Below are 24,418 nucleotides of genomic sequence, written 5' to 3' on the forward strand. Positions count from 1 at the left end.
GAGCCGACATGTCCCGGGAGACAGCTCGTGCACCTTCGCGCGACGAGACAGACCTGTCCCGAGAGTCAGATCGTCTCTCGCCGGGAGAACGCCCGCTTCTCGCTGGCCGTGTCTCTCACTGTCCCGAAGGACAGCCTTCACCCCGACAGCGGCCGGCGCAGCGCCCCGGTGTCGGGGTCGAGGTTGAACAGCGTCGCCAGCGCCTCGTACAGGTCGGGGTCCTGCTTGCGCAGCCGCCCCGGCTGCTCGAAGAACACCTCGACCGCCACCGCGAACAGCTCCGCCGAGTTGGTGCCCGCGTAGGCGCGCAGCGGGCCGCCTTGCTTCCGGCGCACCGCCTTGAGCCGGCTGCGCACCATCGCTTCCCAGCCGGGCACGGCCGTCCAGGCGAAGCGGTCGGGCGAGCCGTCGGCCGCGCCGTCGGCCATGTCGAGCACGTGGGCCAGCTCGTGCAGCACGACGTTCTCGCCGTCGGGCTTGCGGAAGCCGAACCGGATCTGCTTGCGCGAGAACAGCACCGGCCCCTGCAGATGGACCTGCCCCGCGATCCCGTGGTGGTCGCCAGGCTCGCCGTCCTCGTTCCACTGCGTCGGATGGACCACGATGTCGCGCACGTGCGGCCACTCCCAGTCGGGTCGTCCGTGGATCAGCATCGCCGCGCCGGCGCCGATCATCACCTTGACCTCCTCCGGCACCTCCGCGCCCTGCGGCCCGTAGATCTTGTGCTCGCCGAGGAACACCGCCACGTCGCCCTCGAACCGCTTCTGCGCCGGCGGCGACAGCCGGCCGTAGAACGGCACCCGCCTGGCCAGCAGCTCGCGCCAGCTCTCGGGCACCGGCGCCAGCGCCAGCCGCTCGCGCCGCGCGATCGGTCGCAGCGCCGCCGCGCGGTAGCCGAGGCCGACCAGCGGTCCCACCACCACCATCCACCACGGCGCCACCGCCAGCACGAGCACCGACGTCACCACCGCGATCGCCGCTGCGATCGCCGATTGCAGCCGCACTGCCGCCCGCGCGAGCACGACGACCGATCTACCGCGACCCGCAGCGCTCGCCTACCCCGCCGCTCGCGCCTCCCGGCCGGCCCCAGCGCCGAAAACGACCGGGAAGCGCGCCTACCCGCCCAGGTTCGCCTCGGCTACCCTGCAGGTCCGCGTGCCGATCGACGCCCTCGCTCTCCCCATGCTGGTCGTCACCGCGATCGGCCTGTTCGGCTACGCCCTCTACTTGCGGCAGGTGGGCCTGCCGCACGCGCGCGCCGGCTGGGCGCTCATCGCCTTCATCGTCCTCGCCGCCGCGCTCGCCGGGTGGTTCGCGCCGGCCAGCCCCGGCTTCGTCGGCTTCGGCCTCTACCTCGTCCTCATCATCGCCCCGCTCTCGCTGCAGACGCAGCTGCACCGGGCGATCGGCGCCGGCGACGAGGAGCGGGCGCGGCGGCTCGCCTGGGTGCTCGCGCGGATCCACCCCACCCGGGCCGTGCGCGAGGAGCTCGCCGCCCTGCCGACCACGCTCGCCCTGCGCGCCGGCGACGAGGTCTCGCCCGCCGAGCTCGATCGCGTCTCCCAGGGCCACCCGCTGGTGCGCCGCGTCTTCGACCTGGTCCTCCTGCACAACCGCCGCGACGTCGACGCAGTGCGCGCCGCCTTCGCCGATCCGGAGGAGCGGGCCGGCCTGTTCGCCCAGGGCCTCGGCTCCATCTACGTCCAGAGCGTCGCCTGCACCGATCCCGACGGCGACGCCCTCGCCGAGGCCCTCGCGCGGGCGCTGGCCGGCGACCCCACCTTCCACCAGCCCGAGCGGTCCGCCCGCCTGATCATCCAGGCCCACGCCCTCGCCGGCGACGTCGCCCGCACCGTCGCCCTCACCGAAGGCCTCGCCATGTACCTCGCGCGCGGCGATCGCGAGCTGTGCATCGCCCTCGCCGAGTGGTGCGCCGGCCGCCCCGACGCCGCACGCCGCACCCTCGCGCGCGCGCTCGAGCAGCACGGCGACCACCGGATCGCCCGCTCCACCCTCGCCTCGCTCGACGCCATGATCGTGCGGCGACCGCCGCGGCCCTCGACCAGCCACACGCCCGCGCTCACCCACCGCCTGGCCGCCCTGCGCCGGAGCGCCCCGGCCCTGCGCGCCGTCTCGACCTTCCTCGGCCGCCACGCCGTCCGCCCGCGCCTCACCTGGGCCTGGATGGCCGTCCTGGTCGGCTTCTACGCGATCTTCGCCACCGCCGGCGATCCGTACGACCCCGATCACGCCTACGCCTGGGGCGCCTTGTTCACCGGCGACTTCGGGCCGTCCGAGGCCTGGCGTCTCGGCACGCTGACCCTGCTGCACGTCGGCGTCCTCCACCTCACCCTCAACGTCCTGATGCTGTGGCGCTTCGGCACCTTCGTCGAGGTGCTCTACGGCCGCGCCCGCCTGGCCGCCATCTACGTGCTCAGCGCCGTGCTCAGCGGCCTCGCCGTCGTCTTCCTGCGCGACCCGGCCAGCCCCTTGCTGCTGATCGGCGCCTCCGGGGCGATCATGGCGCTGGGCGGGGCCGTGATCGCCGCCCTGCTGCTGCGCCGCGACCTCCGGACCACTCCGATCGGCCGCGCCGAGCTGGTCGCCCTCGTCATCCTGTTCGGCCTCCAGGTCGTGTTCGACAGCGTCACGCCCGAGGTCAGCGGCACCGCCCACGCCGCTGGCATCGCCGCCGGCCTGCTCCTCGGCGCCCTGTTCCTGCCGCGGCGCGACCGCGCATTCTCGGACATGCTCGAACAGACAGGGTGATTCGGACATGTCCCCCGCGACATGTCCTTTCAAACACCCTTTATGCGCGCCAGCGCGCGCCGCCGTCACGGACCGCGCGCGTGACTTCGACCGCGTGAGCTTAGCCGTGCCCCTGCGAGCCCTCGGCGACGCACGAGCGGCGGGCGCCGGCCGGCCGCGGCATCGGGTAAGCTGCCGCCGTTTATGGCGACCGAAGCGGCGAGCGACAGCGAGGCCGGCTCGAGCGAGCCGGACGCCAACGCGCTCCGCTTCGGCCGCTACGTCGTCCTCAGCCGCCTCGGCGAGGGCGCGATGGGCGTCGTCTACAGCGCCTACGACGAAATCCTCGACCGCCGCGTCGCGGTCAAGCTGGTGCGGCGGCGGCTGAGCGGCGACGTCCCCGGCCGCGCCCGCCTGCTGCGCGAGGCCCAGGCGCTGGCCCAGCTGTCGCACCCCAACGTCGTCCAGGTCCACGACGTCGGCGAGTGGAACAGCCAGATCTTCATCGCCCTCGAGTTCCTCCACGGCCGCACCCTCACCGCCTGGCTCGAAGAGCAGCCGCGCACCTGGTCCGAGATCGTCGAGGTGTTCGTGCAGGCCGGGCGCGGCCTGGCGGCGGCGCACGGCGCCGGCATCATCCACCGCGACGTCAAGCCCGACAACTTCATGATCGACAGCGACGGCCGCGTCCGCGTCATGGACTTCGGCCTCGCCCTGCCGGTCGGCCTCGGCGACGACGGCGAGCCCGGCGCGACGGTGTCGCAGTCGGGCCGCGCCCTGCTGCGCATGACCGCCGCCGGCGCGCTGATCGGCACCCCGGCCTACATGGCCCCGGAGCAGTTCCTGCGCGAGCCGACCGACGCGCGCACCGATCAGTTCGGCTTCTGCACCGCCCTGTTCGAGGCGCTGTGGGGCCACCGGCCGTTCCCCGGCAACACGATCGAGGAGATCAGCCGCAACGTCCTCCTCGGCGAGCGCGCCGCGATCCCGTCGCGCACGCCGGTGCCGCTGCGGATCCAGCGGGCCGTCCTGCGCGGCCTCGAGAGCGACCCGACCCAGCGCTTCCCGTCGATGCACGAGCTGCTCGCCGAGCTGGCGCCCGCGCCCGAGCGCGGCCGTCGGCGCGTGCGCGGGGCGGTCGCCCTCGTCGGCATCGCCGCCGCCTCGTTCGCGTTCGTCCAGGCCGGCTCCGGCGGCACCTGCCGCGACGCCGCCGAGCACCTCGTCGGCGTGTGGGACGAGGCCCGCAGCGCCGCGGTCGAGCGCGCCATGCTGACCACCGGCCTCGACTTCGCCGCCGACACCGCCGCGCGCGCGCGCCAGGCCCTCGACACCCACGCCGCCGAGTGGACCGAGCTGCACGTGCGCACCTGCGAGGCCCACCGCAACGGCGAGCGCTCGAGCGCCGCGCTCGACCTGCAGATGCACTGCCTGCAGCGACGCAAGGCCGAGCTCGACGCCCTGGTCGACGTGCTCGTCGAGGGCGACCGCAACACCGTCATGAACGCCGCGCAGGCGGTCGCCGGGCTGCGCTCGGTCGCCTCGTGCGGCGACCCGAAGGCGCTGCTCGAGGAGCAGCGACGCCTCGGCCTGCCGAGCGACCCCGCCGTGGCCGCGCGCGTGCAGGTGCTGCAGCGCGACCTGGCCCAGGTCAAGGCGCTGTTCGACGCCGGCCAGCTCGAGCGCGCCATCGGCCTGGTCGAGCGCACCGTCCAGGCCGCCGAGGCCGCCGGCTACCTGCCTACCCTCGCCGAGGCCCTGTTCTGGCTCGGACGGATCCGCACCGAGACCAGCGAGCTCGAGCAGGCCGCCAACTCGCTGTGGGACGCCTACCTCACCAGCATCCGCGCCGGCCACGACGCCATCGAGCTGCGCGCCCTCGTCACCGACGTGCACGTGCAGGGTTACGGCCTCCACGACTACGCCGCCGCCGAGCGAGCGGCCGCGATCGCCGGCGCCCTGATCGCCCACCGCTCGCCCGAGCTCGGCATCGAGGCCGAGCTGCTCAACAACCTCGCCAACTCGCGCGCCGCCCAGGGCCGCCTGTCCGAGGCCGAGGCCCTGTACCGCCGCGGCATCGAGCTGCGCCAGCGCACCGAGCCCGACGCCCAGCTGCCGCTCGGCGTCACCCAGATCGGCCTCGGCGAGGCCCTGCGCTGCAGCGGTCGCGTCGAGGAGGCCGCGGCGATCCTTCACGAGGCGAGCGCCACGCTCGACCGCCACCTCGGCCAGCGCCACCCGTTCGCGTGCATGGCCCACGCCAACCTCGGCCTCGCCCACTTCGAGCTCGGCCACTTCGACGAGGCCGCCAGGCTGATCGAGCCGGCCCTGCCGCAGATCATCGCCGCCTTCGGCAACGACCGCTTCGACTACGCCGAGTACTTCGCCGCCACCGGCCTGCTGCAGCTCGACCGCGGCGCCATCACCCGGGCTCTCGGCGACCTCGAGCGCGCCCACGACCTCGCCGAGCGCTCCGACCAGCCCGTCATCCGCGCCGTCACCCACTTCGCCCTCGCCCGCGCCCTGTGGGACCACGAGCCGAACCAGCGCGAGCGCGCCCTGGCCCTCGCCCGCCAGGCCGAGCGCGACGCCGCCACAGTCCGCAACACCCGGCGCCAGCGCGAGATCTCCGTCTGGCTCACCGCCCACGCCACCGACTCGTGAGCATGTCCCCGAGGACATGTCCCATGCAGCATGTCCCTTCAAAAATGTCCTTTACGACATTTCTAAAGGGGCATGTGCTTCAGAGCATGAATGCGTACCGTCAGCGCGGCAAGAGCCCGCCGTCACGGCTCGCCAGCGCGAACGCTCGCCGCACCTGCGCCTCACCGGCCTCGCGCGCGGCGGTGCGGGTGCGCAGGCCGGCCAGGCTGTCGTCGTCGAGGCGGTCGAGCACCGCGCGCGCCAGCTGGGCCGCCAGCCCGGTCTGCGCCCGGCGGAGCAGCTCGCGGCACGCGTCGGGCCGATCGCGCAACGCCAGCACCGCCCGCCACAGCCCGCGCTGGCGCGCAGGGCCCTGGGCCCCGTCGGCCTCCTCGCACAGCGCCTCGGCCGCGGCCGCCACGGTGCCCGCGTCGCTCCAGCTCCACGCCGCGCGCACCGGCCACTCGCGCGCCCCCTGCTCCGGCGGCGGCGGCACGAGCTTGCGCGCCTCGCCGATCCGCCGCTCGAGCAGCGCCTGGAATTCGCCGAGGTCGCGCTGCGTCAGCATCGCCTGCAGCGACTCGATCACCGGCACCAGCCCGAACGGCGCCGGCTGTTCGCCCGCGAGGAACAGCGCCCGCTGCACCGCCAGCTCGACGAACCCGTGATCGACCAGGCGATCGAGCTCGTTCGGCAGCGGCAGCAGGGCCTCGGGCGTCTGCGCCACCCCGCGCGACTTCAGGCGCTCCGCCACCCCGCTGCCCTGCAGGTAGCGGCGGGCCCGCTGGCGCTCCACGGCCAGCAGCCCGTCGTCGCCGGCGTGGGCCGTGCGCTCGAGCGCCAGCATCACGCGCATCAGCTCGTCCTCGGTCGCCGCGAACAGCGGCTCGAGCCCGGCCACGCGCCGCTGCCAGTACGTCTGACAGAACGAGCGGCCGAAGTGCAGGAAGCGACCGGCCAGGAGGCGCCCGAACGGCGGCAGCGGCTGCTCCGGCGGCAGCCCCAGCTGCGCCAGCGCCTCGCGGTGCACCCGGGCCAGCAGCGCCGCCGCGCGGGTCCGCTGCTCGTGCGTCAGCCCGCTCGCGGTCTGGGCCCCGATCGCCCGCAGCACCCCGCCGAGCACCGCCTCGTCGATCGGGCTCACCACCGCAGTGACCGGATCCGGCGCCTCGGCCGGGTTCAGCGACCCGGTCGGCGGGCGATCGATCGCCGCCAGCCGGGCCAGCCCGGCCAGATCGGGCGCCGCCGCCAGCTTCGGGACCAACGCCGCCGCCTCCGCCGGGCTGGCCGCCTGCAGCAGCGCCGCGCGCAGCGCCGCCGGACTGGCCTGCACTTCCGGACATGTCCATACGAGCAGCACCGCGTCCTCGCCCGAGCCCGCGGCGGCGGCCGCGGCCAGCCCGGCGCAGTCGCCCTCCGCCCGCACCGGCGTCGGCTCCCCGGCGGCGGCGACCGACCCGGAGCCCAGGTCGGCCTTCACCCCCGGCAGCACCTCGACCGCCGGCGGCCCGCACGCGAGCGCCAGCGCCGCCGCAGCTGCCCCGAAGGACATGCCCCTTCGCACCTGCCCTTTAGGACATCCAAGAACCACCACGCACTCGCCCGCGAGGCCCCCGGCCGCCGCGCCGCCCCACTCGCTCGCCAGCGCCTCCGCGCGGCCCGAGTCTGCCGCGCCCCCGGCCTCCGCGCCGCGCCACTCGCTCGCCAGCGCCTCCGCGCGGCCCGAGTCTGCCGCGCCCCCGGCCTCCGCGCCGCGCCACCCGCCGGCAGCCGCTCGCGCCTGCAGCGAGAGCTCTCCCCCGCCCGCGCCGCCCGGGACCTGCCCCGAAGGCCAGCCCGCAGCCCGCGCGAGCGAGCGCCGCAGCCCCGAAAGAACTGTCCCGAGGGACATGTGCTCACGGACCGGTCGCATCACTGATCCACGAGCCGGCGGATGACCTCGCGGATCCGCGTCAGCCCGCCGGAGTTGCGGCGCATGAATTCGACGCCGACCCCGTCGGGGTGCTGGGTGTTGCGCACGATCGAGGTCAGCTCGAGCGGGCGGGCGCCCCCCGGGGTCGTGATCTCGATGATGATCTCCTCACCGAGCGTGAGCCCCGCGTCGGTCAGGAGCAGCGCGCCGGCCTCGGAGATCTCCGAGATCGTCGCCGACAGGAGGTCACTCGCGTCGCTGCGGCGCCAGCGGATCTCGACCAGGACCGGCTGGCGCAGGTGCCGGCGGCGGGGCGCCATGGTCGCCTTCCCGAGCGCCACCTCGCGGAGAAACTGAAGCTTGCGCCACTCGCTCCCCGCGCAGCGGAGCACCCCGCCGGCGCGCACCCGCAGGCGCGGGCGCGCCATGTGCCACTTCTTGCCGATCGCGCGGATCAGCATCTTCCCGTTCATCCCGGTGAAGAACACCTCCGCGAGCACCTCTTCGCCGGGCTCGAAGCGCTCGGTCGTGAAGACTTGCAGCGCCTGGTCGTCCCCGGCCGCGCGCAGCGCCGCCGCGAAGGCCTCTCCGGACGCGTAATGGCAGCGGATCCGTCGCACCGTGGCACCCTGGCTGGGCGGGCGACAACATAGCAGTCCGACGCGCGGCCTCGCAACCCTGCGCCGGCGCGAGGTACTCTGCGCGGGCTGCCTTCCATGAGCGTCGCCGACAGCCGCCCACGCCCGCTCGTCCTGCTCCCCACCTACAACGAGCGGGACAACGTCGAGCCGATCACCGCGGCGATCCTCGCCGCGCTGCCCGACGCGCGCGTGCTCATCATCGACGACGGCAGCCCTGACGGCACCGGTGAGCTGGCCGACGGCCTCGCCGCGGCCGACGCCCGCGTCCACGTCCTCCACCGCGCCGCGAAGGAGGGCCTCGGCCGCGCGTACCTCGCGGGCATCGACTGGGCCCTGCAGCACCCGCACGACTTCACCCACATCATCACCATGGACGCCGACTTCTCGCACGACCCGGCCTACCTGCCGGGCCTGCTCGCCGTGGTCGGCGAAGGCGGCGCCGACTTTGCGATCGGCTCGCGCTACGTGCCCGGCGGCGGCACCCGCGGATGGAGCCTCGGGCGCCGCCTGCTCTCGCGCGGCGGCGGCCTCTACGCCCGCACCGTGCTCGGCCTCGGGCTGCGCGACCCCACCGCGGGGTTCGTCTGCTACGGCCGCGCCGCCCTCGCCACCCTCGATCGCGGCGCCGTGGCCGCCAGCGGGTATGGTTTCCAGATCGAGATGAAGTACCGCCTGATGCGCGCCGGCCGACGCGCGCGCGAGCTGCCGATCGTGTTCCCCGACCGCGAGCGCGGCGCCTCGAAGATGACCCCCGCGATCGCCCTCGAGGCCGTCGGCCTGTGCCTCCGCCTCCGTCTCCGCCGGTCCTGAAGGACATGCCCCATTCACCCTGTCCCATTCACCCTGTCCCATCCGACATGTTCTGAAGCCTATGCCCGCATCCCGCGTCTACCTGTCCACCATCGGCCGCCCCCTCGACCCCGCCGAGGCGGCCGTCCCCGTACTCGACCGCGGGTTCCTGTTCGGCGACGCCGTGTTCGAGACCCTGCGGACGGCCGGGGGCCGGCCGGTCGCGTGGGCCGCCCACCTCGCCCGCCTGCGCCGCAGCGCCGCCGGCATCGGCCTCGAGCTGCCGTGGTCCGACGACGAGCTGCGCGCGTTCGTCGACCTCACCCACGGTGACACCGGCAACACCGACAGCCTCGTGCGGATCGTCGTCACCCGCGGCGTCTCGCCGCTGATGCTCGACCCGCGCCAGGCCCTCACGCCGACCCTGGCCGTGCTCGCCATCCCGCTGGCGATCCCGGACGAGGCCGGCTACGCCCGCGGCCTGCGGGCGCGGATCGTCGACGTCACCCGCGTCCCCGCCAGCGCCCTCGACCCCGCGTTCAAGACCGCCAACTACCTGCCCAACATCCAGGCGCTGCGGCAGGCGCTGGCGGCCGGCGACGACGAGGCGATCCTCATCAACCCGGTCGGCCTCGTCGCCGAGGGCGCGACCAGCAACGTGTTCGCGGTCCTCGGCGGCGTCCTCTTCACCCCGCCGATCTCCGACGGCATCCTGCCCGGCATCACCCGCGCCACCATCCTCGAGCTCGCGGCCAGCCTGGCGATCCCCGCCCAGGAGTCGTCGCTCCACCCGTTCGACGTCCGCGCCGCCGACGAGGTGTTCCTGACCTCCTCCGTGCGCGGCCCGATCGCCGTCACCACCCTCGACGGCTTCCCGGTCGCCGACGGCAAGGAGGGCCCGGTCACCAGCCGGCTCCGCCGCGCCTGCGAAGCCCTCCTCGGCACCCTCTGAGCCGCGAGGCTCAGCGCGCGGCGCGCCTGGAGGCTGTCTTTCGGGACAGCCGCCCCGGCGCGTGACGCCCCGGTCCGTTCACGCCTGCCCCTTCGAGCATGTCCATTCAGACATGCCCCTCCGAGCATTACTCTTCGGGCATGTCCTGTTCGACCTGCCCCGTGCAGCGCTCGCGGCGGATCACCCGCGGCTTGGCGGCCGGCGTCGCCGTGATCCGGGTGGTCGTGCCGCGGCGGATCCGCAGCCAGCGGCTGTCGCTCGCGCCGGTGCGGCCGTCCTCGGCGCTCACGCGGAGCGGCCCGCCGCGGCGCCGGGGCGACGCCGCGCACTCGCCGGGCACCAGGGCCGTCCCGCCGGCGCGGATCACCAGGGCCCGGTCGGGCTCGGCGAGCACGCAGATCCGCGGGGGCTCGGCCGGGCGGCAGGCCCGCGCGTCGGTCCGCTCCCAGCCGGACCGGGCCGCGCAGCCGAGCGTGAGGAGCGCCGCCGCCCACACCAGCGCGCTGTGGCACACTCGGAGGCGATGGCCCGCCGCCCTCGCCGTTCGTTCGCCCGCGGTCCCCAGCCGCTCGCCGACGCCATCTGGAAGTTGGTCAAGACCATCGTCCCCGACCACATGATCCGGCTCGTGCACGTGCGCGCCGCGTGGGAGCGGCTCAACATGCCGTGGTTGCGCGGGCGCGCCTATCCGCTCGCGGTCATGCGGGACGAGGTCATCGTCGTGGTCGAGGACAGTCAGTACCACCACGAACTGATGTACTCGCGGGACGACCTGCTCCACAAGCTCCAGCAGCTCGCCCCCGAGGCCCGCCTCGCCAGCCTGCGCTTCCGCCTCGGCGTCGTCCCCCGGCCCGGCCCGCGTCCAGCCGCGCTCCCCGCGGCCGCGTCCGGCCCGCCCCCCATGGCCAGCGAGCCCAGCCAGGCCACCAGCCGCGCCCTCGCCGACGTCGTCGACCCCGAGCTGCGCCAGGCCATCGCCGGCGCCCGCGTCCTGCTCGGTCGCGCCTGACCGGCCCCCGCGCCCGCCCTCGCGGCGACCTCCGCGTCCGACCTGCCCCGAAGGCCATCCCGCTCGCCGCCCGCCTGCCACCTGTCCCGAAGTTCCTCCCCGCGCCGCTTCGCCCGACCTGTCCCCAAGTTCATCTTCACGCGCCGCCTCGCGCCGCACCGACCTGTCCCCGAGTTCATCCCCCATCGCCCCTGTCCCCGAGCTCATCCCCCGTCGCCCGTCTCGACCTGTCCCGAAGTTCACCCCCCGATGGTCCTCGTCCGCCGCCTCACCGCCCTCGCCTGCCTCCTCGGCCTCGCCGCCTGCGGGGCCGGTGAAGCTCCGCCTGCACCCGCCCCCGCCGCCGCCGATCCGGTCGCCGGCCAGGCGGGGCCCGGGCTCGCCAGCCTGTTCGGGCGCAAAAATCCGGAGTGGCGCTTCGACTTCAAGGACCCGAAGCCCGGCCCGCGCGCGCCCGTCACCGCCGCCATGCACACCGAGGTCGGCCTGCACCGAGTGGCCGACGCCGAGGCCCTCGCCGCGCGCCTCGGCCTCACCTGCAGCGACACCTCGATCCGCGCCACCATGGAAGGCCGCCGCAAGACCGAGCGCAAGCGGATCGAGGAGGCGCGCGCGCGCGGCGAGGACGCCGTCACTGCGGCCTCGTGGCTCGATCGCAAGAGCAAGCGCGAGGCCAACCCGCAGGTCCGCTTCAGCTGCCCCAAGACCCGCAGCGAGCAGCTCACCGATCGCCCGCGCCCGTCCTCGGAGGGCCGCCTGCTGTTCGTGTTCGACAGCGCCGAGCACCCGCTGCGCCACGTCTCGTACCAGCGCACCGCCAAGGACCCCGCGCCCGCGCTCGCCGACTACAACGACGCGGTCGCCCACTACACCCGCGTCTACGGCCCGCCGACGCGCACCCCCACGCGCGAGCTGCCCGCCCCCGACGCAGGCGGCGCGATCGACATCCCCGTCGCCACCAACTTCGAGACCGAGTGGGCCTTCTCCGATCTGCTCGTGAAGGTCAGCCTGCTGCGCTACGCCAGCCTCATCACCGTCGGCGAGCGCGTCGAAGTGCCCCCGGGGATCCGCCCGGACGCCCCGCGCCTCGGCAAGCCCGCGCCCGCAGACGCCGCCGCGCCGGCCACGAGCCCGACTCCTGGAGCCCGCCCCGCTGCCCCGGCGCCCCTCGCCGCGGGCCAGTCCGCCGCCGCCAAGGCACCTCCGGCCGTCGCGCCCGCCGCCGCGGGCCAGCCCGCCGCCACGACAGGTTGAGCCCCGCCCGGGCCACGCCGCACCGCCCGCCGCGCCCGACTCCTTTAACAATAACAACGACAGGGTCGGCCCGCGGCGACGAACTCGTTGCGCCGCGCGGGCCGGGCCGCCATGATGCGGCCCTCGCTCGCTCGTGGAGACCCTGCGGATCGCCCTCAACGACTGGCTGACGGCCGTCAACGCGGTGTTGTGGCACGACAGCGTGCTCTACGCCGTGATGGCCACCGGCCTCCTGTTCACCGTGTGGAGCGGCTTCTGCCAGTACCACGCGCTCACCCACGGCGTGAAGATCGTCCGCGGCGACTACGACCAGGCCGACGCGCCGGGGGCCATCAGTCACTTTCAGGCGCTGTCGGCCGCGCTGTCGGCCACCGTCGGCCTCGGCAACATCGGCGGCGTCGCCGTCGCCATCGCGCTCGGGGGCCCGGGCGCGGTGTTCTGGATGTGGATGGTCGGCCTCGCCGGCATGGCGCTGAAGACCACCGAGGTCACCCTGTCGATGCTGTACCGGCGCACCGACAAGCCGGACGAGCCGAGCGGCGGGCCGATGTGGGTCGCCGACGACGGCCTGGCCCAGTGGAGCCCGCGGCTGCGCCCGCTCGGCCGCGTCCTCGGCGTGCTGTTCTGCATCACCCTCCTCATCAGCACGATCACCGGCGGCAACATGTTCCAGGCGTGGAACGTCGGCATCGTCACCGAGGAGAGCTTCGGCGTGCCGCAGCAGGTCGTCGGCGTCGTCCTCGCCCTGCTGGTCGGCCTCGTCATCCTCGGCGGGATCAAGCGGATCGGCGCCGTCGCCGGCCGGCTGGTCCCGGCGATGTGCTTCATCTACCTCGCCGCCGCGCTCTACGTCCTCGCCGTCCACGTCGCCGACATCCCGGCGATGCTGCGGCTGATCGTCGCCTCCGCCTTCTCGCCGGCCGAGGCGACCGGCGCGTTCGTCGGCGGCACCTCGGGCGCGGCCTTCGTGTGGGGCATGAAGCGGGCCCTGTTCTCGAGCGAGGCCGGCCAGGGCACCTCGCCGATCGCCCACTGCGCCGCCAAGACCGACGAGCCGGTGCGCGAGGGGGTGGTCGCCGGCCTCGAGCCGTTCATCGACACGATCGTCGTCTGCACCCTCACCTCGCTGGTCGTGCTGGCCAGCGGCGCGTGGTGCCGCGAGGGCGAGGCGACCTTGCCGGCCCCGCCGGCCGCGGTGCAGATCGAACCTGGCTGTTGGGACCTGTCCGATACGCCATTGCCCGAGAAACATGCGGAGGCGCTGGCGATCTCCGGCAGCGCCTGGCGGGCCGGCGACGCGGTGTTCATGCTCGCGCGGTACGGCTCGATCGATCCGGCCACCGGCGGCGACCTGCAGCGGGTCAGCGGCGTCGTCGCCGTCGGCGCGGGAGATCGCCTCTATGTCGACTGGACCCCGGTGGGCTCCCCGACCTCGCCGCTCGCCAGCGCGCCTGCGCTCGCAGGCCTCGACGTCTACAAGGACTACGTCGGCGCCGCGCTGACCAGCCACGCCTTCGATCGCGTGGCCCCCGGCCTCGGCAAGTGGCTCGTGGCGGTGGCTTCGTGGCTGTTCGCGGTGTCGACGATGATCTCGTACGCCTACTACGGCGAGCAGGGCATGGTCTACATGGCGGGACGTCGCTCGATCGTCCCGTACAAGATCGTCTATTGCCTGAGCATCCTGCTCGCCTGCGCAGGCTGGATCAGCACCGAGGCGGAGCTCGACAACATCACCTCGGTCGGCACCGGCGTGATGCTGTGGGTCAACATCCCGATCACGCTGCTGTTCGCGGGCGTGGCGATGCGGGCCTACCGCGACTACTTCGCGCGTGTACGCGCGGCACGGCGGCGGTGAGCGTCACACGTGTCCGCGGCGCGAGGCCGCCGTGACTCCGCGCATCGGCCCGCGAGGTCCGGTCGCGGCGCCGCGGCAGATCGGGTGCGGAGCGCCACGATTCACCGCACAGCGAGGCGGGCGCGCCCACGCGCATGCGCGCTGGCGCCTGCGCAGCGGCCGGCGCGCCCCGCGAATTGCGGCGCATGGCCGAAAGAACATCCCAGCAGCGGCTCCGGCCGCGACCATGGAAGTCGCCCCGAGCCGCGGCCGACGGAAAAGGCCGGGCCGTGACCGACCCGCGGGCCTTTGTCGCAGCGTCGCCTCGCGATATAAAGGGCGAGCGAGACTGGAGCGCCGCGAATGACCGAGTCCCTGACGCGTTTTGAACTCCCCCAGAGCGCAATTCCGACACGTTGGTACAACATCCAGGCCGATCTTCCGCGCCCGCTCCCCGTGGTCCTGCACCCCGGCACCAAGAGCCCGGTCACTCCCGACGACCTGGCGGTGCTGTTCCCGCCGGAGATCATCAACCAGGAAGTCTCGCGCGAGCGCTTCATCGAGATCCCGGAGGAGGTCCGTGAGATCTACAAGCTGTGGCGCCCCACCCCCCTGATGCGGGCGAGGCGCCTGGAGAAGGCGCTCGGGACGACCGCGAAGATCTACTACAAGTACGAGGGCGTCTCGCCGAGCGGCAGCCACAAGGCCAACACCGCGATCCCGCAGGCGTACTACAACAAGCAGGCCGGCGTCGTCGGCCTGACCACAGAGACAGGTGCGGGTCAGTGGGGCACGGCCCTGTCGCAGGCCTGCAACTTCTTCAACCTCGAGTGCCACGTCTTCATGGTGAAGGTCAGCTTCCACCAGAAGCCGTACCGGCGGGCGATCATCACCAGCTTCGGGGCCAACGTCACCGCCAGCCCGAGCGACAAGACCGAGTCCGGGCGGGCGATCCTCGCCCAGGATCCGGACAGCACCGGCAGCCTCGGCATCGCCATCAGCGAGGCCGTCGAGATGGCGGCCAAGAGCGGCGGCAAATACAAGTACGCGCTCGGCTCGGTGCTCAACCACGTGCTGATGCACCAGTCGATCATCGGCCAGGAGGCGATGCTGCAGCTCGACCGCGCCGGTGACAGCCCGGACATCATCGTCGGCTGCGTCGGCGGCGGCAGCAACTTCGCCGGCATCGCCGTCCCCTACCTGCGCGACAAGATCGTCCACGGCCGCAAGGTGCGGGTCGTCGCGGTCGAGCCGGCCGCCTGCCCCACCCTCACGCGGGGCGTCTACGCCTACGACTACGGCGACACCGCCGGCATGGCGCCGATGGTCAAGATGCACACGCTCGGGGCCAAGTTCATCCCGCCGCCGGTGCACGCGGGCGGCCTGCGCTACCACGGCGTCGGCAGCGTCATCAGCGAGCTGTACGACCAGAAGCTGATCGAGGCCTACTCGGTGCCGCAGCTCGAGGTCTTCAAGTCGGCGGTCACCTTCTTGCGGGCCGAGGGCATCGTCCCGGCGCCGGAGGCCGGCCACGCCGTGGCCCAGGTGATCCGCGAGGCCATCCGCGCCAAGGAAGAGGGCACCTCGCCGGTGATCTTGTTCAACCTCTGCGGCCACGGCCACTTCGACATGACGGCGTACGACGCCTACTTCCGCGGCGAGCTGACCGACTACGCCTACCCGCAGGCGGCGATCGAGGCGGCGCTGGCCGAGCTGCCGGAAGTCAACATCTGAGCGCGGTATCGTCCGCCCTGCACGTCGACGCGACGCGGTGCGGCCGCGCCGCGTCGTCGTCGCGACGTGCATGTAGGTACGGGGCGTGTTCATCCTCGTCTTGCAGATGCACGGGTGACTCTTGTTTTTGCGCGACGGTTCTCCGACCATGGTGAACACTGTGCAGGCGGACGACGCAGCCAGCACCACCACCTCGGGTGGCACGACCGGGCCCACCGGGTCCGCGGCCGATCCGTCTCCCCGGCCCGAATCGTCGAGCCCGCTGCTGCTGTGCTCGGTGGCCTTCGCCGGCTCGGTGACCGGCGCCGCGTGCCGCTCGGCCGGCGAGCTGCGACCGGTCGGGCCGCGCGAGCTCGGCACCGCCGTCGCCACGCGGAGGCCTGGTCGCGCGTGCGTCGTCCTGCTCGACGAGCACCTCCTCTGCGACGACGGCCGCGTCGAGCTGCAGCCCGTCGGTCCGACGCGGCTCATCAGCCTCCTGCCCGGCTCCGAGGTCGAGGTCCTGCAGCAACGCTTCGGCGACGCGCTCTCGGCCATCCTGTCCCCTGAGCCAGGTGCGGCCGCGCTGCTGGTCGCGATCCGCACCGCCCTGCGCGACGCCGCCGCCGACGATCGACTGCTCAGCCTCGAGGCCGAGCGCCGCCGCCTCGCCGGCGAGATCACCAAGCTCAACCGGATCGGCATCGCCCTGTCGACCGAGCGGGATCAGGAGCGGCTCCTCAACTTCATCCTCACCACCGCCCGCGACTTCACCTGCTCCGACGCCGGCTCGCTCTACATCGTCGAGAAGGACGCCAGCGGCAACCGGCGCCTGCGCTTCAACAACTCGCAGAACGACTCGCTGCCGCACCTCGAGCTGGTCAAGTTCACCATCCCGGTGTCGAAGGCCACCCTCGCCGGCTACGTCGCCGTCACCGGCGAGCCCGTCAACATCCCCGACGCCTACCTGCTCGATCCCAAGGCCGAGTACAGCTTCAACCCCGCCTTCGATCAGCGCACCGGCTACCGCACGCGCAGCATGCTCGTGCTGCCGATGAAGAACCAGGACGACCAGGTCATCGGCGTCCTCCAGCTGATCAACCGCAAGATCTCGCGCACCGCCACGCTGACGGCCGCCGACATCGACAACGTCGTGCTGCCGTACGACGACGCCGCGCTCGAGCTGACGCTGTCGCTCGCCAGCCAGACCGCGATCTCGCTGACGAACAACCAGCTCTACGAGGGCCTCAAGGACAGCCTCGTCGAGCTCAAGCAGACCCAGGCGCAGCTGGTGCAGGGCGAGAAGCTGGCCAGCCTCGGCCAGCTCACCGCCGGCGTCGCCCACGAGATCAACAACCCGCTCGCGTTCAGCCGCAACAACACGCACCTCGCCCACGAGCGCGTCCTCAAGGTCGCGCGCCGGCTCGCGGTGCAGCGCTGGCTCGAGGCCGGCGTCGGCGGCGACCCGCAGGCGCGCGTGGCCGCGGCCCGGGCGATCCTCGACAAGCTCAAGGAAGACAAGGACATCGGCCCCGACGCCAAGGACGTGATCGCCGACCTCGGCAGCATGCCCGCGCCGAAGCAGCTCGAGCTGCTCAAGATGTTCTTCAGCTACGTCAGCCAGAGCCGCGAGCAGAAGGAAGGCTCGATCGACGAGGTCCTCGCGCGCACGCAGAAGGTGCTCGAGGAGTGCTTCATCGGCCTCGATCGCATGGCGGAGATCGTGCTCGGTCTCCGCAACTTCGCCCGCCTCGACGAGGCGCAGTTCCAGAACGCCGACATCGACGAGGGGATCCGGCAGACCCTGATGATCCTCTCCAACAACGCGAGGGACAAGGGCGTCAAGTTGACGTCCGATCTCACGTTGACGCGCCCCTACGCCTGCTTCCCCGCCAAGCTCAACCAAGTGGTACTCAACCTCGTGAACAACGCCATCGACGCGACCCCGCGCGGCGGCGAAGTTCACGTGGACACGCGAGTTAACGGCGTCTGGGTCGAGATCGCGGTGAGGGACAACGGCGAGGGCATTTCGGACGCCAACATCTCGAAGATTTTCGACCCGTTCTTCACCACCAAGCCGGTCGGTAAGGGGACAGGTCTTGGCCTGTCGATCAGCTATCGGATCGTGATGGAGCACCAGGGAACGATCGCAGTGACGCGCAATGAAACGGCGGGGGTAACCTTCCTCATTCGGATCCCGACGGAGCCCAAGGACCCGGGCACGAGGACCGAAGGGGCCGCCAAGGCCGCGGAGAGCCCATGAGCAGAGCCAGACAGATCATCCCGTACAAGGCGAAGGTCGTCGAGCCGATCGCGCTGCTCCCTTATGAGGAGCGGGTCCGGCGGATCGAGGCGTGCGGGAACAACTTGTTCCGCCTCGCATCGCAAGACGTGTACATCGACCTCGTGACCGACTCCGGCACCGGAGCCCTCTCGGCGGCGCAGATGGGCCGCATGATGATCGGCGACGAGGCCTACGCCGGTTCACGCTCCTTCTTCGAGATGGAGCGGCAGATCCGCGAGACGATGGGGTACCGCTACACCATCCCGGTGCATCAGGGTCGCGCCGCCGAGCGCGTGCTCGACTTCGTGCTGATCAAGAAGCACATGATCGTGCCGGGCAACTCGCACTTCGACACGACCAAGGCGCACATCGAGTTCGCCGGCGGCCGCGCGATCGACTGCACGATCGACGCCGGCCGCAGCTCGACGGGCTACCACCCGTTCAAGGGCGACGTCGACCTGGCGAAGCTCGAGAGCGTCATCCGCGAGTACGGCCCGCGCCACGTCGCCTACATCCTGATGACGGTGACGTGCAACTCGGGCGGCGGTCAGCCAGTGTCGATGGAGAACATCCGCGAGGTGCGGCGGATCGCCGACCAGTACGGCCTCCTCGTCATCCTCGACGCCGCGCGCTTCGCCGAGAACGCGTGGTTCATCAAGCACCGCGAGCCCGGCTACGCGACCAAGACGATCCACGAGATCGTCGCGGAGATGTGCAGCTACACCGACGCGGCGATCATGAGCGCGAAGAAGGACGCGCTGGTGCCGATGGGCGGGTTCATCGCCGTGCGCGACGACCTGCTGTACGAGCGCCTCAAGGCCCCGACGATCCTGTTCGAGGGCTTCTACACCTACGGCGGCATGTCGGGCGCCGACATGGAGGCGCTCGCGCAGGGCCTGCGCGAGGTCACCGAGGAGCCGTACCTCACCTACCGCATCGGTCAGGTCAAGCGCTTCGGCGAGCTGCTCAGCGCCGCTGGCGTGCCGCTGGTCGAGCCGCTCGGCGGTCACGCGGTGTTCATCGACGCGCGGCGGTTCTTCACCAACGTCCCCGAGGACGAGTTCCCGGCGCAGCTCCTCTGCGTCGAGCTCTACAAGGAGGGCGGAGTGCGCGCGGTGGAGGTCGGCAGCGTCCTCATCGGCCGCGACCCGGACACCGGCGAGAACATCCGCCCCAACCTCGACCTGTGCCGGATCACCATTCCGCGCCGCGTCTACACCATGGAGCACCTGGAGTACGTCGCCGACGTGGTCCGCACCGTGCACGAAGAGAAGGGCCAGCGAATGCGCCATGGCCTTCGTTTCGAGGTCGAAGCCCCCGGAATTCGCCACTTTGCGTCCACTTTCCGCTACGTGCGCGGAGCGGACGGTGGTACAGGAGATTTACCGTGACCACTCACGCGCGAAAAGGCCCTAGCTGGCCTCACGGGCCGCTTCCCAGGCCCTCCGGGCTCCACGGCCTCACCGGCCCTGGCTCGCTCCACCGGCGCTCCAGCGAGCGGCTCCACGAGGCCCTTGCGAACCGGATGCACCCCTGCCACCATGCGCGAACGGAGCAGACTCTCTCTCGCATCGAGGGTTCCCCGCGCTACGACCGGTTGCCCAGCGAGAAGCGAGGTATTGCATGAGTTGGAAGGAATTCCAGAAGACCGGCACGATCGGCCAAGAGGACAAGCAGGTCCTCTCGTTGCTCATCGTCGACGACGAGCGCGGCATCCTCAACACGTTGGAGGAGAGCTTCCGCGACATGTTCAAGGTCTACACCGCCAACTCGGGCACCGAGGCGCTGCAGATCTTCCGGGCCAACGAGATTCAGTTGGTGCTCAGCGACCAGCGCATGCCGGAGATGACGGGTGTCGAGCTGTTCGGCAAGCTCAAGGAGATCAACCCGACGCCGGTGCGCATCCTGATCACCGGCTACTCCGACATTAACGTGGTAATCCGCGGCCTCAACGAGGGTTTGATGTGGCAGTACGTCACGAAGCCCTGGGACACCGAGGATCTCAAGGCGCTGCTGCGTAGGGCTGCGAAGCACTACCTCAAGGAGACGCAGCAAGACGCGCCGCCGCCGATCCGCGGGCTGAGCTTCTGAGGCGCCGGACTGGGCATTACAGCCCCGTGCGGCGCGCCGTTCGGGGCACTGGACGGATGTCCGGATCGTGCAAAAAGTGATAGATTGTCGCCCCGCGCCACGGCTACCATGACCTGGCCCCGACTGCACGGATCACGAAGGAACTCGAAATGAATCTCAAAGTCGTAAACCAACTGCTCGCTGAGGTCGAAGACGGTCTGATGGGTGGCCTGGCCGCCTCCGACGTCTTCAGCAAAACGTCCGGCATGTCGGTCGCCGGCGTTCGCAGCAGCCCCAAGGCGTGTGCGCTCTTCAACATCCTTTGTGAGCGCATCATGGAGACGATCAAGAAGTCGGGTCTGCCCGTCCCCGACTATTTGAACGAGACCATGCTCCGCCTCGGCGACGAGGGCGTCGTCATGATCGTAGTGGTCGACCTGACCGACAAGTACCGCTGGGGCATGGCAGTGGACTGCAGCAAGGCGCAGCTCGGAATCCTCGTCAGCGTGGTCCTGCCCGACATCAAGCCGCGCCTGCGGGAAGCGCTGCGCTGAGTCGACTCGCGGCCCAGGCCGCACGATCCGCGGAGCGCAGATGCGCCGCGACCGCCCGGCGGCCGCGGCGCTTCGCGTTTGGTCGCTGCCCGCCCTCACACCGCGTCCGTCGCGGCCGATCGTCGGCCTCGCACCGCGCAGGTCGCAGGTCGGCGCACACATGTCCGATCGGACAGCTGTGAGTCGTTCCGCTCTGCGCGAACGCGTCGGCTTGACACTAGCGGGATGCGCCTTGAACCTTGAACTCGATGGACGCTCGCAAACCGCGACTGCTCACTGGTGATCGCCCCACGGGGCCACTCCACCTCGGTCACCTCGTCGGCACCCTGCAGAGCCGGGTCAAGCTGCAGGACAGCCACGAGTGCTTCATCATCGTCGCCGACCTGCACTCGCTCACGACCCGTTCGCGGCGCGACGAGATTGCTCGCCTGCCGAACCACGTGCGCGACGTGGTGCTCGACATGTTGAGCGTGGGCGTCGACCCCAGCCGCTCGACGATCTACCTCCAGTCGGGCGTACCGGCGGTCTACGACATCGCCATCTTGCTGCAGATGCTCACCCCGGTGGCGCGGCTGTCGGGCCTGCAGTCGATCCAGGACATGGCCGTCAACGCCGGCCTCGGCGACGCCGACGTGCCGCTCGGCCTCCTCGGCTACCCCGTGCTCCAGGCCGCCGACATTCTCATGGCCAACGCCGAGCTCGTGCCGGTCGGGGCCGACAACGAGACCCACGTCACCCTCGCGCGCGACATCGCCGAGCACTTCAACGACGCCTACGGCAAGGTGTTCGCCGTGCCCCAGCCCACGGTCTCGGCGACCCCGTCGCTGCCCGGCGTCAACACCGTCGCCGGCGGCGCCGAGCGCAAGATGTCGAAGTCGGCCGGCAACGCGATCTGGCTCAAGGACTCGCCCGAGGAGGTCGCTCGCAAGGTCCGCACCCTGCCCGGCCCGGCCCCCGGCGAGTCGACCGGCGCGCCGCTGTTCCTGTTCGCCGAGGCCTTCCTGCGCGACGCCGACGAGCTCGCCAGCCTGCGCGCCGAGTACGACCGCGGCGGCATCGGCTTCGCCGCCGTCCAGGACCGCGTCATCGAGGCGCTCGAGAAGATCCTCGTGCCGATCCGCGAGCGTCGGGCCGAGTTCGCGGCCGACAAGCACCGCACCGAGGAGATCATCGTCGACGGCACCATCACCGCCCGCAAGGTCGCCTACGAGACCCTCGGCAAGGTCCGCGACGCCATGGGCCTCGAGAACCTGTGGTCGGGCCTCGTGCACGCCACCCAGTCGCGCGCCGAGGAGCGCAAGAAGCCCTTCTACCACCAGAAGAGCTGAAGCCTCGCCGCCCGCCGAACGACCGCTCCGGCCGCGCGCCGGGGCGGTCGTCTCGCGAGCGCGCGCGGCGACGTGTTACATGTCCTAAAGGACAGATCACTCGTCGCTCGTTCGCCTCACAGCCCCGGGCGGTCCATGCGGAGCTTGTACTTGTAGTTGTTGAGGCCATACGTCTTGCGCTCGAGGTGCACCGACACGACCTTGCCGGCGGCCGCGGCCACGGTGCGCTCGAACACTCGCTGGTAGTCGGCCTTGCCGAACGTGAAGTCGTGGACCTTCTCGTACTTCCCGCTGGCGTCGATGGTGCAGATCGTCACCGTCACGTCGCTCTTCGCGTCGCCGCCCTCGCCGTCGAGCACGATCTTCACGTTGTCGACCAGGCTCGGGCCCTGGGTCAGGAACACCCGCTCGGCCTTCAGGTCGCCGTCGAGCGTCTCGCCGGCCGGCAGCGCCCGCGGCCCGATCTTCCACTTCCCGTTCTTGAACGTCTCGTTCGCCTTCGCCTCGGCCCTGCGGACCGCCGTCTCGACGTCGTCGAGCTTCTTCTTGATCTCCTCGGCGCTGAGGTTGCCCAGCTGGGCCCCGACCTCCGCCGCGAAGCGCTTGATCTCCTCGCCGAACTTCTGCCACAGCTCCGCGGCGATCTGGGTGTCCGACTTGCAATCGCCGGCGCGGGCCACGGCGGGCGCGGCGAGCGTGAGGGCGGTGACGATCGCGGGGACGCACGAGCGGGACTTCTTCATGACGCAGTTCTCCTCCGGGCCGCCGGCCCGTTCGGGCCGGACGACCTGCTTCTGATGTGAAATACGGCCGTTCCGGGCGGCGCACGTCGCCGGCCGTCGGCTCGCCGGTCCTTAGGCGACGCCGCCTCGCGATCCGACGTTGCCCTCGCGAAAATTTGTCCGCTCGCGTCTGCGCGCCCGTCTGCGCCTGCACATGTCGCTTCGAGCAGGTGCGCGGCGTCGCAGCGAAGCTGCTACCATCCGGCGGTCCGTGACCCCCGCCGAGGTCCACCACGCGCTCGACGGTGATCGCACCGCCCTCGCGGCGCTCGTCCGCGAGCTGCACCCGGTGATCAAGGTCGAGGTCGGCGTCGCGCTGGTGCGGCGGGCGCTGCCGCAGCGCCGCGACCCGCGGCAGGACGTCGACGACTTCGCCCAGGACGTGCTCCTCTACCTCCTGGCCGATCGCGGGCGGCTCCTGCGGCTGTGGGATCCTGCGCGCGGCCGGTCGTTGCCGAGCTTCGTGCGTCTGATCGCCCGCCAGCGGGTCGCGCGGATCCTCCAGGGCCACCGCGGCAACCCGTGGAGCGACGAGCCCACCGACCTCGAGGACCTCGACCCGGTCGTCTCCGCCGGCGGCCGCGACGAGCGCGTGCTCGAGTCGCGGGAGGAGCTGCGGGCCCTGCTCGAACGCCTGCGGGCCCACCTCACCGAGCGCGGCCTGTCGCTGTTCCAGGCCATCTACGTCGAGCAGCGGCCCATCGCCGACGTCGCCCGCGAGCACGGCATGACCCGCGAGGCCGTCGACGCCTGGAACACCCGCACCCGCAACCTCGCCCGCCGCCTCGCCGCCGAGCCCGCCGCGGCCGCCAAGGATCCGCGCCCATGAGCTCGCGTCCGATCGCCCCCCGTGCTTGTCTATGGTCGAGGAGGGCCCACACGTGACCGAACCGCTCGATCCGCTGCTGCGCGCCCTCGGCGAGCTCGAGCGCGACCTCGACCGCCGCCACCCCGGCGAGTGGGAGGACGCGCTCGCCGGCCGCCGCGACCCCGCCGACGTCGCCGCCGCCCGCGCCGCGCTCGACCCGGCCGACGAGCACGCTGCCTTTACGGACATGTTCTCGAAGCCAGCCTCGGAGGCCGACCTCGAGGCGCTGCTCGACCGCGCCGCCGCGGTCCTCGCCGGACCGGCCGACGACATGTCCCAAGGGACAGCCACCGCTCTCCCCGCGCTATCCGGCGATATGTCCCCGGGGACAGCCCGTCCCACGAGCGCCGACCTCGCCCGCGAGCCCGGCGCGGACGTGGCAGCCTCGCAACCCCGCGCTCCAGGATCAGGTGTCGCTCCCGCCGAGGCCTCCGCACCAGGGCCCGTCACCGTCCTCCCGCTCGCCGGTCGCCGCCGGGCGATCACCCTCGCCGGCATCGTCCTCGCCGTCGCCGCCGCCGCCCTGCTGTGGCGCTTCACGGCCGGCGTCCCGCAAGCTCCGCTCACCGGCTACACCGTCACCGTCCGCAACCAGACCCTGCAGGAGCTCCGCGGCGACGAGCCATCGGCCGACCTCGCCCGCTACCGCCCCGACTCCGAGATCGACTGGGTCCTCAGCCCGGAGCAAACCACCGCCGCCGCCGTCGACCTGCGGGTCCTCGCTCGCGCCCCCGACGGCCGCACCCAGCTGTTCGCGCCCCCGTTCACCCGCTCGGCCGCCGGCGCCCTGCGGATCCGCGGCCGCCTGGACGCCGCCCTCCCGCTCGCCCCCGGCCGCTGGCGCCTCTCTCTCCTCGTCTCCCCCGCCGGCCAGGCCCCGCGCACCGCCGACGACGTCGCCCCCGCAGTGTCCGCCGGCCACGCCGTCGAGGTCGCTCCCCCGCTCGAGCTCGAGATCGTCCCCGTCGACCCGTAACCGGTCTGAAGCAACATGTCCCTTCGGGCAGCCACGCTCGTCTTCGCCGCTCTGTGCGCGT

The 24,418-nt window shown here is 72.1% G+C and carries 20 protein-coding genes; 15 read left to right on the top strand and 5 right to left on the bottom strand.

The window, feature by feature from the left end:
• Nucleotides 1-137 precede the first annotated feature (137 nt).
• Nucleotides 138-1,022, bottom strand: a complete 885-nt coding sequence (locus tag O0S08_RS25565; RefSeq protein ID WP_269031890.1) for a M90 family metallopeptidase — start codon at nt 1,020-1,022, stop codon at nt 138-140.
• 133 nt (nt 1,023-1,155) lie between these two features.
• On the opposite strand from O0S08_RS25565, the gene O0S08_RS25570 reads away from it, so the two are divergent.
• The gene (locus O0S08_RS25570) at nt 1,156-2,769 is read left to right on the top strand and encodes a rhomboid family intramembrane serine protease (RefSeq protein WP_269031891.1); all 1,614 of its coding nucleotides are present in this window, start codon (nt 1,156-1,158) and stop codon (nt 2,767-2,769) included.
• A 183-nt stretch (nt 2,770-2,952) separates the two neighbouring features.
• Entirely contained in the window at nt 2,953-5,412 is a 2,460-nt protein-coding gene (locus O0S08_RS25575; protein ID WP_269031892.1) for a serine/threonine-protein kinase, read from the top strand.
• A 100-nt stretch (nt 5,413-5,512) separates the two neighbouring features.
• Here O0S08_RS25575 and O0S08_RS25580 read toward each other — a convergent pair whose 3' ends face one another.
• Entirely contained in the window at nt 5,513-7,303 is a 1,791-nt protein-coding gene (locus tag O0S08_RS25580; RefSeq protein WP_269031893.1) for a hypothetical protein, read from the bottom strand.
• Nucleotides 7,303-7,923: a PilZ domain-containing protein gene (locus O0S08_RS25585; protein WP_269031894.1), complete on the bottom strand. Its 621-nt coding sequence runs from the start codon at nt 7,921-7,923 to the stop codon at nt 7,303-7,305. The genes O0S08_RS25580 and O0S08_RS25585 overlap by 1 nt, the downstream gene beginning before the upstream one ends.
• A gap of 96 nt (nt 7,924-8,019) precedes the next feature.
• Between O0S08_RS25585 and O0S08_RS25590 the strand changes: the two genes are divergently transcribed.
• Both O0S08_RS25590 and O0S08_RS25595 read left to right on the top strand, forming a co-directional pair.
• Nucleotides 8,020-8,754, top strand: coding sequence for a polyprenol monophosphomannose synthase (locus O0S08_RS25590; RefSeq protein ID WP_269031895.1), 735 nt, complete (start codon nt 8,020-8,022; stop codon nt 8,752-8,754).
• A gap of 61 nt (nt 8,755-8,815) precedes the next feature.
• Nucleotides 8,816-9,685 carry an aminotransferase class IV gene (locus O0S08_RS25595; protein ID WP_269031896.1) on the top strand — a complete coding sequence of 290 codons (870 nt, stop codon included), beginning with the start codon at nt 8,816-8,818 and terminating at the stop codon, nt 9,683-9,685.
• Between the two features lie 127 nt (nt 9,686-9,812).
• On the opposite strand, the gene O0S08_RS25600 is transcribed toward O0S08_RS25595, so the two are convergent.
• Nucleotides 9,813-10,199 carry a hypothetical protein gene (locus O0S08_RS25600; RefSeq protein ID WP_269031897.1) on the bottom strand — a complete coding sequence of 129 codons (387 nt, stop codon included), beginning with the start codon at nt 10,197-10,199 and terminating at the stop codon, nt 9,813-9,815.
• 9 nt (nt 10,200-10,208) lie between these two features.
• Between O0S08_RS25600 and O0S08_RS25605 the strand changes: the two genes are divergently transcribed.
• The 9 genes from O0S08_RS25605 (at nt 10,209) to trpS (ending at nt 21,731) form a co-directional block, all read left to right on the top strand.
• On the top strand, nt 10,209-10,694 hold the full coding sequence (locus O0S08_RS25605; RefSeq protein ID WP_269031898.1) for a DciA family protein: 486 nt from the start codon (nt 10,209-10,211) through the stop codon (nt 10,692-10,694).
• A 249-nt stretch (nt 10,695-10,943) separates the two neighbouring features.
• Nucleotides 10,944-11,948 (top strand): hypothetical protein, encoded by a 1,005-nt coding sequence (locus tag O0S08_RS25610; RefSeq protein ID WP_269031899.1) that lies wholly within the window; start codon nt 10,944-10,946, stop codon nt 11,946-11,948.
• Between the two features lie 133 nt (nt 11,949-12,081).
• Nucleotides 12,082-13,803, top strand: a complete 1,722-nt coding sequence (locus O0S08_RS25615; RefSeq protein WP_269031900.1) for an alanine/glycine:cation symporter family protein — start codon at nt 12,082-12,084, stop codon at nt 13,801-13,803.
• A gap of 342 nt (nt 13,804-14,145) precedes the next feature.
• Nucleotides 14,146-15,516, top strand: coding sequence for a TrpB-like pyridoxal phosphate-dependent enzyme (locus O0S08_RS25620; protein WP_269031901.1), 1,371 nt, complete (start codon nt 14,146-14,148; stop codon nt 15,514-15,516).
• 148 nt (nt 15,517-15,664) lie between these two features.
• Nucleotides 15,665-17,758 (top strand): GAF domain-containing sensor histidine kinase, encoded by a 2,094-nt coding sequence (locus O0S08_RS25625; protein ID WP_269031902.1) that lies wholly within the window; start codon nt 15,665-15,667, stop codon nt 17,756-17,758.
• The gene (locus O0S08_RS25630; protein WP_269031903.1) at nt 17,755-19,170 is read left to right on the top strand and encodes a tryptophanase; all 1,416 of its coding nucleotides are present in this window, start codon (nt 17,755-17,757) and stop codon (nt 19,168-19,170) included. Before O0S08_RS25625 ends, O0S08_RS25630 begins: the two co-directional genes overlap by 4 nt.
• A gap of 232 nt (nt 19,171-19,402) precedes the next feature.
• Nucleotides 19,403-19,870 carry a response regulator gene (locus tag O0S08_RS25635; RefSeq protein WP_096332777.1) on the top strand — a complete coding sequence of 156 codons (468 nt, stop codon included), beginning with the start codon at nt 19,403-19,405 and terminating at the stop codon, nt 19,868-19,870.
• 149 nt (nt 19,871-20,019) lie between these two features.
• Complete coding sequence (locus O0S08_RS25640; protein ID WP_224192050.1) at nt 20,020-20,403, top strand: hypothetical protein; 384 nt, start codon at nt 20,020-20,022, stop codon at nt 20,401-20,403.
• Nucleotides 20,404-20,651: 248 nt separating this feature from the next.
• The gene (trpS, locus tag O0S08_RS25645; RefSeq protein WP_269031904.1) at nt 20,652-21,731 is read left to right on the top strand and encodes a tryptophan--tRNA ligase; all 1,080 of its coding nucleotides are present in this window, start codon (nt 20,652-20,654) and stop codon (nt 21,729-21,731) included.
• A 116-nt stretch (nt 21,732-21,847) separates the two neighbouring features.
• Here trpS and O0S08_RS25650 read toward each other — a convergent pair whose 3' ends face one another.
• On the bottom strand, nt 21,848-22,474 hold the full coding sequence (locus O0S08_RS25650) for a hypothetical protein (protein ID WP_269031905.1): 627 nt from the start codon (nt 22,472-22,474) through the stop codon (nt 21,848-21,850).
• Between the two features lie 250 nt (nt 22,475-22,724).
• On the opposite strand from O0S08_RS25650, the gene O0S08_RS25655 reads away from it, so the two are divergent.
• Both O0S08_RS25655 and O0S08_RS25660 read left to right on the top strand, forming a co-directional pair.
• On the top strand, nt 22,725-23,342 hold the full coding sequence (locus O0S08_RS25655; protein WP_269031906.1) for a sigma-70 RNA polymerase sigma factor region 4 domain-containing protein: 618 nt from the start codon (nt 22,725-22,727) through the stop codon (nt 23,340-23,342).
• Nucleotides 23,343-23,394: 52 nt separating this feature from the next.
• Nucleotides 23,395-24,357: a hypothetical protein gene (locus O0S08_RS25660; RefSeq protein ID WP_269031907.1), complete on the top strand. Its 963-nt coding sequence runs from the start codon at nt 23,395-23,397 to the stop codon at nt 24,355-24,357.
• Nucleotides 24,358-24,418: the final 61 nt, after the last annotated feature.

This window comes from Nannocystis punicea, from assembly GCF_026965555.1.
Classification (GTDB): domain Bacteria; phylum Myxococcota_A; class Polyangia; order Nannocystales; family Nannocystaceae; genus Nannocystis; species Nannocystis punicea.